The organism is Nitrososphaera sp. AFS (assembly GCF_009898475.1).
In the GTDB taxonomy this organism is placed as follows: Archaea; Thermoproteota; Nitrososphaeria; order Nitrososphaerales; family Nitrososphaeraceae; genus Nitrosopolaris.
In genome coordinates this window covers 1-9021 of sequence record NZ_QURE01000075.1, presented here as the reverse complement: position 1 = coordinate 9021, position 9021 = coordinate 1, and the positions used below count along the sequence as shown (strand labels likewise).

The window sequence follows — 9021 nt, the reverse complement described above, 5'->3', positions numbered from 1 at the left end:
TTACCCAGCCACGAAGGTTATCCAACAAGCCAAACAATCAGCAAGGGTATGAATTACAAACTATTTCAATGTCTTGTTAGCACCAATGTTTTTGTGTGCAGTTGGAATTGTTACAGTGTTTGGAACTGTTGCATTACCTGGAGGTGTTACCTGGGCAGGGGTTGATGGTACCACCGGTAGATGTGCAGACGATGGTGTAGATGACAGTCCGGATGTTGTAGGTGAATGCGATGGGGATGACGACGGTAAATTCTGGGTTGAATTGACAGCAGCAGGTTGAGTTACATTCACAACAACCTCGTGATATGGGTCTGAGGTTGGCTTTGGAACATAATTATGATTGACCTTGTAAATCAACACCGCAAAAACTAATCCTTGGTCATTGCTCTGAAAGCTAGGTGATGAGTATACCAGGCTAAACGGCTGCTTGCCTGGATTGTTACCCACTGGGTATTTGATATCCTTTTCGTAGAGTGCAATGGTTCCAGGTTTGTAGTCTGGCTGTAAATTGGTGAGTTGGCCACCTTGAAATGCTGCGTATGCTTGTGGCTTGTAGGGAATAAGCTGACCTAGAAGTGTAGAGTTCCAGAATCTGGGAGTTGCACTAAATCCGTCTGACTGTAGATAATTGGTTTCGTCGAATCCACCAATCCTCATAAACCACTGTTTCTTGCTTTCGTCGCCACCACTCCCTAGTGTGTAAAAGTTGGTACCATTGACTCCTGCAAAGCGTTGGGCTACCACGTAGACGAGTATGTAGTCAGCCTTGAGGTCCCTTGCAATCTTTATTCCATTCTGAGGCTGATCAATGAACATTTTTGCAATTGTTGCTATCCTGGTTTGATTTATCGTCGCATTATCAGCCAAGCTAGTCTTATTGCCCAAAGTAGTTATCCAATATCCATAATCCCACCATGAAGCGACCACTGCATTCTTAGTCGTATTGTGTGCAATCCAATTTAATGCGTCTATCCAATCATTAGTTTGAACTCTATAGCCTGTACCTCCATTCGCTATCGACGGAGGAATATCTACTGAATTTAACCAATTAGAGCTTGGAGGATAAAACATGGGAATACAAAGCATTAGCACTATGATAGCTACAAATGAAACGGTTATCCACTTATTTTTTGAAGCTACTACTTTGGAGCTTTCTACTATTTTTCTTCTTGCTTTCTTGGAAGTTGATACGAAAGATGTAGATGGAGAAGGTGCAGTAGCTTCTTTATTCACGTAAACTCGAAGCACCTCATAGATCCCAATCCCTGCCAGTACTATAATACCGATTGATGCAAAAACAAGCAGCCTTGCGAAGGTAGCACTAACGTAAACTGCGGTAAGTCCAAGTATTAATGTAAAAATCGACATGTCGTCTCTTCGCCTAAAGGCAATCCAAGCGCCAAGTCCAGCGAACATAAGAAGAATGGAATAGTTAGTGAAATAGTCAACCAGAGTTGGCGTAAAATGTTCAGCAACTGAAGCAACTAGCTGATTTTGCGTCGACAAGAACGGATTGATGGCATTAAGGTACCTAAAGGAAGAATGATGGTAAGCGCCAAGCCCTATGAATCCAACCCCCACTACGACAAAAGCTATCAAAAGAAAAAGTGTATTTCGAATAGCCCTTCTAGGTTCGCTGAATTTTTTTACAAAATGAGCTATAATAAGAAATGCAGTACCGCCCATTAGTGTCAATCCTGCCAGACCAATAACATAAGAAATGCCAGGTCGGGGAAATGCTCCTGCAGTTGCGAGAGCCAAAGCAGTGAAGGCGATGGCGGCCAACATTGGAATTTTGGTGTCTTTTCTAAAGAAAGGTAACGCAACAAAGAAAATTGAAATAGGTATGCTGAAATATTGAACTCCTCCCCAGGAAGCATTCGCAAGACCTAACACAAGACCCCCAGCAATCGCTTTGAGAATACAGTACTTGACCTCCTTGTGTTTGATAGCAGAAAGCAATAGGTAAAGTCCTAAAATACCAAAGAACAGTCCTAAGGGCTCGGATTTGAACCAACCAAGGTTGCCTCTTTGAATTATAGCAGGACTGAATGCAAATAAAAGAGCAGAGACCATACCCGCAGTCGTGCCCCTCAATACCCTAACCAAGGCAAACAAGACAATGGTCGTTAACGATCCTAGCACAACTGGGAGCATGATTATAAAGTCCAATAGCGAGCTTCCAAACCCGAAAGCCTTGTACAGAAACGCAGCTACTATGTGAAGTCCAACCTGCGATGTTGCTGGGACATTTCTTCCTTCAGGATACCAGGACATTGTATCATGCCATTTAAAATAAGCGTTCAAGCCATTATCTACAAGATATTTTGTGGCGCGATAGTCGAAATAAGGATCAAATTCGTTAAGGTAAAATCCGTACTTCACAGGATATGCACGCATTATAAAAGCAGAAGTAAATGCTAGAGCTAAAACCCCAATAACCAATAACTGTCTTACATGAAGCTCATGTCCACCCATCCTAAAAAGGGTCTTCCCGTCTTCCAACATTGATAAAAGTTAATTAAAATACCCTATTTTTAAGGTACTGCCTTCTCGGCAATGCTCGCTTTTTTCCCGGTGAGGTGTGATTAAGTTGCTTCTTCTCTTCTTCTTATAGGAACTAGTATTGCAAAATCAAGAACATAAACAAGTAATTCATTTTTGTAAAGTCGAACAATAACAAGAAAATAAAACAAAACAGTACAAGACAACATAAGTTAAGATGATGCAAGACAAAATAATACTTGAGAGCAAGTTAAACCAACCAATTAACATAAAATGTACTCTGAGTATACGACCGTTCCAAAGAAAGGAATAGAAAAGAAGGGAAAAGAAACAGTGATGACACTGCTCTTTCCAAATCAAGATCGTTACCGATCTTTACTTTTTGGATTTTGTCCCTTTCTTTGCAGTTTTTGCAGTCTTTGTTGCTTTCTTCTTTGCGGCCATTTTCATTTATATAGAAAAAGATGCGTATATAAGTTTTTTAATCTTGAAAATAAAAAAGATAAACCTATTACAAATTATAGAGACTATCGTCAGTAGTACTAATCACGTTCTAAGATTTTCGTTTCGCAAGCAGTAACTAACTCTCGGAATTTGTTTGCATCTTTTAGTTCACCGACTATTTCACCATAATGCATTGGTATTGCTAGCCTTTTGGGTTTGATTAGTTCGTTAATGGCTCTGGCAGCCTCATCTGAAGTCATAACGTACGTACCGGATACAGGTACCAACGCGATATCCGGATTTAGAGATTCCATCTCATTGATCAAGTCTGTATCGCCAGCATGGTAAATTCTTTGATTACCGAGTGTAAAAATAAACCCAACTTTTCCATCCTCTTTTGGATGAAACGATTTATTGGTATTGTATGCAGGTACTGTTTCGAGTTTAATGCCTTGTATTTCTAGACTTTCATTAGGTCTTACTTTTCTTACTTGATTTGAGTCTATCTTGCCTAGTTGCTCACCGCATTCCTCCGCACCAACAATTAAAGTTTGTTTATTTATCACATGCTTTAGATCATCCATGCTTAGATGATCATAATGATTATGCGAAACTAAAACCAAGTCGGCGTCGTGCGACTCATGGTGAGAATTTGACAATCGAAAAGGATCGACATATATTATCTTCCTATTATGCTTGTCATCCATCCCAATGAACTTGAAGCCATCATGCCCTGTCCAGACAATTTCTATATCATTATATTTTATCATGTATTAGATCAGTATCTAGTCAATACTTAAATTTTAAGTCTAGATCTTTAAAGGGACCGATAACTCTTAAAACATTCTTGCTTAATGTAAGTACAAGGATATTATTTTCTAGCAACCTCCTCTTAAGGTTTCCATCAATTGTAGCCACCGCACAATTATTATTCAAAGCATAATCTATTATTGAATCATCAACATGTTTAGATCCTTTCACTTTTACCACCTTCGCTTTTGAGCTAGAAATGGTGATAGCGGTCTTCGCAAGCATCGCCTTTTTGGGTCCTGATATTTGTTCAAGACGTTTCAGTTCTTCGATCACAAGATCAGGTACCAAAAAATTGAGTTTTCCATATTCGCCTTCAACCTGGTCTATCCGCTTTATAGGAGCTGACACAAGGACAATTAGAAAACTAGTATCGCATATTACGTCCATTTAATAAAATATCCTTTATTAGTTCATGTTCCAAATAAGCAACTTATCGACTCGAATCAATCTGGAAGTAGAACATAAAGATTGATGAAGTTGAGCAACGGACGAGCACACCATGGAATCAAATGGATTTGTGAAAATAGCTGGAGTTGTGCTATTATGAATCATCTTGGTAAATAATCATTGTCAACATATTTAGAACAAATCAACGTCGACCAAATTGAAATACCACATCTGATCATATGGCTACACCTGCACCAATTAATCTCCACCTGTCCGTAATCCTTCTACTGATTGCGACCCTGCTGTTGGGCATCAAACAAACAGGTTTTCTCAGCTTTACCTCCACTTTGCCGTCCTTTACGTTACTGACTGTTCCAAGTGTGGCGGCGGTACCGACGTTAAGTCTTAGCGGCTCTTTACTTTTTATGGGCTCTACTTTAACCATATCTTGTGTCCCCACGGCAGTATCAAACAGGTGTACTTCTACCGACATGTCATCAACATCATCAGGTAACGCATCAGGCTTTCCGACAACTGAGCCAATTAATGAATCGCTCTTAACGAAAGTCGGATCCAGCTTGGTTCCTATGGCTACCAAGCCACCTGGCTTGACCTTTTCGACCAGGCCTGCACCTGTCCCTAGGGTTGCTATGGTTGAGTTAATTGGCTCGTATTTACCGCGCTTTTCATCTAAAAAACCTGGCCTAATTTCGATTTCGTCCTCAATTACAAACTCTCCCTGAACCAGCGCACCACCTATCACTCCACCTTTTACCTGCTTTACAGGGATGCCCGGCTTGTTTATATCAAAAGAGCGAAGTACATGCATTACCGCACTGGCTTCTCTCTTTCTTGGTGGTGTTTTTATGCTATTCTCTATGGCCTCGATTAAACTATCTATATTGAGTTTATGCTGTGCAGATATTGGAATAACAGGAGCATTTTGCGCAACGCTACCTTTAACAAATTCTTTTATCTGTTCGTAATTTTCAGAGGCGGCATTATAATCAGTCAAATCAGCTTTATTCTGAACTAAGACTATTTGTTGTATGCCTAGCACTTGCAGGGCCAACAAGTGTTCCCTGGTTTGAGGCTGCGGTACTTTTTCATTTGCAGCTACCACAAGAATCGCCCCATCCATTAGTGCGGAACCTGATAACATATTTGCCATCAGACTTTCGTGTCCTGGAGAATCAACAAAGCTTACCACACGTAACAATTCACTATCTTTACCGCAGTTGGGACATTTGGGGCTAGTTGAGTAACAAATTGGGGGAGGACATTCTGTGCATTTGTAAAAGGCTGCATCAGCATATCCAACTTTAATTGTGATTCCCCTCCTTAACTCTTCACTATGAGCACTAGTCCAGACTCCTGTGATTGCTTCGACTAAAGTGGTTTTCCCATGGTCTACGTGACCCGCGGTGCCGATGTTGATATTGGGTTGATATCCGTACTCTTTAATGTACCAGTCTGGTAGAGTGTCCTTCCAATGCAATCCGGATGATAAATTTATTGAGAGATATAAGGGTAATCACTTGGGAGCAGCCTCGTTATCATGCATCTAGACGGATAAAAATCGGCGGATCAAGGTGATGTGAATATAATCATGAGAGGGAAGATCACGACCAGGGCAAGAGAGAGGGTGCGGGTGAGTGAAGGTGAATTTGAGCGAAAATGATGGTGTGTAGGGTAGGGTCAATGATGACAGTGATACCAGCCAATCATTTAATCTGACTCGACACAAGAAGTTATTTGGTTTCTTTTTTGTCTGCCTCTTTGTCTTTGCTGGTTGAGGCATCAGCCTCATTCTTTGATTCTGGGATCTTTTCTTGAAGGTTAGCATCAAGTAGCCTACAATTCAATTGAAAGATTTCTTCGGTTATCATGTTACCTCTAATCAACTTTCTTATTCTCGTTCCTTCACTAACATTTCTCATTCCTACGCCTTTTGAAAGCAAGACGTATTTTTTTACTCCCCCGTGAATATCTTGGCGCATAGGCGTACCTGATTTATCGCTTCCTCCAGTTATTTTGATCTTTCCTTGATTCATTCCAATGACCGAAGAATCCAACACGTCACCTATCTTAGAGCCAAGTAAGGGCTGAGCTGATCTGTCCCTAAGCTCCTGCGACAAACTTTTGCCTTTAGAGTCAGAGATTACTAGCTTAAATTGTGCCAATTTTATATGAAAAAAGTAATGCTTTTAATTAACGTTTGGTAAAGTTTAATTTAAAAGGCAAGCGTACAATTATGTTCTAGCATGCCTCCAGGAAGATTGTATGAAAGGCATTGAATGTCCGCGCTGCGGGTATAGGATGATTGCACTACAGCCCTGTCATCTTCGATGTAATAATTGTGGAGCTGAATTGACTTGTTCGGATAAAGGAAACTATTGGTGATTAAGTGAAGGCTCATAGTTATTGGATGATAGTCATAAAACTATCAGTCAAAATGGTTTTTTGTCAGAGGTAGCAAGAAAATCATCAGCCATAACTTCCGCACGTCCTTTCATGATTTCAAGATACTCGTCATATTGCGCGTGAAAGCCACAAAACCTGCAATTTATCTCCTGAGTATCAACATCCATCTCTGCCCTTCTTGAGCACTCTGGGCACTTTGCTTCAAGCACCATGTTCTTCCATACTTTAATTCTAAATTCAGATATTTATGCTGTCTTTTTTATACGTTACAATGACAGTATTAATTTGGTTCTAACCGTTCTTGTAATACACATAATCATATTTCAAATAATTTGTTTATTGGCACCAGATTTGAAAGGGCGGGTGAAACAGCATGGTGAACAGTGTGTATTTTCCAATTGACTATTGGCCTTACCAGATAACTTGGAATCTGTTCTTATGGATTTTCTTTGGCTTTCCTAGGATGGGGATGCGATGCCCACAGCTTTTGCAGCAATTTTTCTCAGTCAAGTTCCATGAAGTAATACTAAACCCGTATCGTCCAACCACTACGCTGTTGCACTCAGGACAATATGTATGCTCTAATGGATGTCCTGGAACATTTCCCAGATACGCATATCTTAAACCGACTTCTTTGGCGACCCTGTGGTGTTTTTCTAGTGTCTCAACAGGTGTGCTATCAAATTCCATCATTTTGTAGTCGGGATGGAACCGCAGGAAATGAATAGGAGTATCAGGACCGAGCTCGTCATACACGAATTTGCATAGCCTTTTTGCATCGTCCAAGTCATCTCCTACTTGTGGAACTATAAGATCTGTAATTTCTGTGTGGATGCTAGTCTTGTCTCTTATGTTCTTCAATGTTTGGAATATAGGATCTGCGTTAGGGATTCCTATAAATCGACGAACGAATTCCTGCTTGCCACTTCCTTTAAAGTCTACAGTAATACAATCAAGAAACTCATTCATCATATTGACTGATTCGGGAGTATCATAGCCGTTAGAAACGAAGATATTAAAGATACCTCTCTTGTGGGCTTCTATACCGCAATCCTTTGCGAATTCGATGAAAATTGAGGGCTCATTGTACGTATATGCAATTCCATCAGCATCGTAATTTGCTGCGTTCTCGACTACTTCAGTCGGTGTCATTTCGGTGCCTTCTATCTTGCGCCTTTGCGAGATGTCGTGATTCTGACAATATTTACAAAGCCAATTACATCCTGTTGTGGCAATGGAAAAGATGGAGGTGCCAGGTCTATAGTGGGTAACTGGTTTTTTTTCAATGGGATCTATGTGACCTGCAATGACTTTTCCATAGACAAGCAGACGTAATTTACCGTCCACCACTCCTCTGATTCCGCAGAGACCTACCTTTCCTTCCGGAATTTCACAAAGCCTAGCGCATGCGGTACATTTGAGTCTGCCTGATGGTAGTCTAGAGTAAAGCGTAGCCTCCTTACCAGGAGCCTCGTTGAGTAGCATGTTATTAGAATTGCAATTTAACCATATATACCTACCAGGATAATAATCAAAGACCCCGCCATACTTGTGTGTAGGTTTTGGCGCTCCTAGTGAATAATGTTTTAGTCCTTATCCACTTTTTGATCTCTTATAATATTATAAGTAGAGAATGAATATTTAATGACGTATAGATAATGATAAAGCTAAGGGACTATAGAGTCAACCCTGCGTTAATAGTAATAGACGTACAAAATGGATTTGCCAGCAAAGGTGGTTCGTACGACCTTTTAGGAATGGATACCAGTCAATATCAATCTGTTATCCCAAAGATATCAGAGTTAATTAACAGATGTCGAAATGCAGGTGTACCAGTTTTTTATACTCAAGCAGTTAGGGAGTCCTCTGGGATAGACCTTCTAACAAGAACCCACAAGATCCTTCCAAAGGCACGGGAAGAAAGAATCATGAAAAAGCCCATATGTGTGCGTGGTACGTGGGACGCAGAAATAGTTGATGACATCAAGCCGATTAGTGGGGATCATATCGTAATAAAGAGAAGAGATTCGGCATTTCATGATACAGAAATTGAAGTTTGGCTCAGAAGCCTAGGAATAGACACTCTTATTTTCTGCGGCATTGACACTTCAATTTGCGTAGAGACATCATTAAGGGAGGCATTCAACATAGGATACGATGTTGTCCTGATTTCTGATGCTACCGCATCAAGCAATCGAAAACATTATGAATCAACTTTAGAAAATGTCAAAGGTTACTATGGGATAGTAATGGATCTGCAGGAGTTAAATCTCTCTTTGTCAGCTGCGGCCTCGCAACAAGCACGTCCCAGATTGTTGAGAGCAAAAATGAACTGATAATCCAATCTTCTTGGCAACTGTGATATGCAAGAATGCGATATTACTTGCATGACACTAGTTAGCAATTAAAACATAGTACCATAATCAGATATTACAACATATCATATCA

General features: G+C 40.4%; 8 protein-coding genes. 1 reads left to right on the top strand and 7 read right to left on the bottom strand.

Annotated elements, in window-relative coordinates; genetic code table 11:
* Window positions 1–60: 60 nt before the first annotated feature.
* The 7 genes from DYY65_RS08465 to amrS all read right to left on the bottom strand — a co-directional run bounded on the left by DYY65_RS08465 (window position 61) and on the right by amrS (window position 8058).
* Window positions 61–2508 carry an STT3 domain-containing protein gene (locus DYY65_RS08465; RefSeq protein WP_162477532.1) on the bottom strand — a complete coding sequence of 816 codons (2448 nt, stop codon included), beginning with the start codon at window positions 2506–2508 and terminating at the stop codon, window positions 61–63.
* 539 nt (window positions 2509–3047) lie between these two features.
* A complete protein-coding gene (locus DYY65_RS08460; RefSeq protein WP_162477531.1) occupies window positions 3048–3719 on the bottom strand; it encodes an MBL fold metallo-hydrolase in 672 nt (223 codons plus the stop codon).
* Window positions 3720–3738: 19 nt separating this feature from the next.
* Window positions 3739–4149, bottom strand: coding sequence for a PIN domain-containing protein (locus DYY65_RS08455; protein ID WP_236561749.1), 411 nt, complete (start codon window positions 4147–4149; stop codon window positions 3739–3741).
* A 235-nt stretch (window positions 4150–4384) separates the two neighbouring features.
* Window positions 4385–5647: a translation initiation factor IF-2 subunit gamma gene (locus tag DYY65_RS08450; RefSeq protein ID WP_162477529.1), complete on the bottom strand. Its 1263-nt coding sequence runs from the start codon at window positions 5645–5647 to the stop codon at window positions 4385–4387.
* 253 nt (window positions 5648–5900) lie between these two features.
* A complete protein-coding gene (locus tag DYY65_RS08445; RefSeq protein WP_162477528.1) occupies window positions 5901–6332 on the bottom strand; it encodes a S6e family ribosomal protein in 432 nt (143 codons plus the stop codon).
* A 267-nt stretch (window positions 6333–6599) separates the two neighbouring features.
* A complete protein-coding gene (locus DYY65_RS08440; RefSeq protein WP_162477527.1) occupies window positions 6600–6785 on the bottom strand; it encodes a zinc-domain-containing protein in 186 nt (61 codons plus the stop codon).
* A 199-nt stretch (window positions 6786–6984) separates the two neighbouring features.
* A complete protein-coding gene (amrS, locus tag DYY65_RS08435; protein ID WP_162477526.1) occupies window positions 6985–8058 on the bottom strand; it encodes an AmmeMemoRadiSam system radical SAM enzyme in 1074 nt (357 codons plus the stop codon).
* Window positions 8059–8231: 173 nt separating this feature from the next.
* Here amrS and DYY65_RS08430 point away from each other — a divergent pair, with 173 nt between their 5' ends.
* The gene (locus DYY65_RS08430; RefSeq protein ID WP_162477525.1) at window positions 8232–8909 is read left to right on the top strand and encodes a cysteine hydrolase family protein; all 678 of its coding nucleotides are present in this window, start codon (window positions 8232–8234) and stop codon (window positions 8907–8909) included.
* Window positions 8910–9021 lie beyond the last annotated feature (112 nt).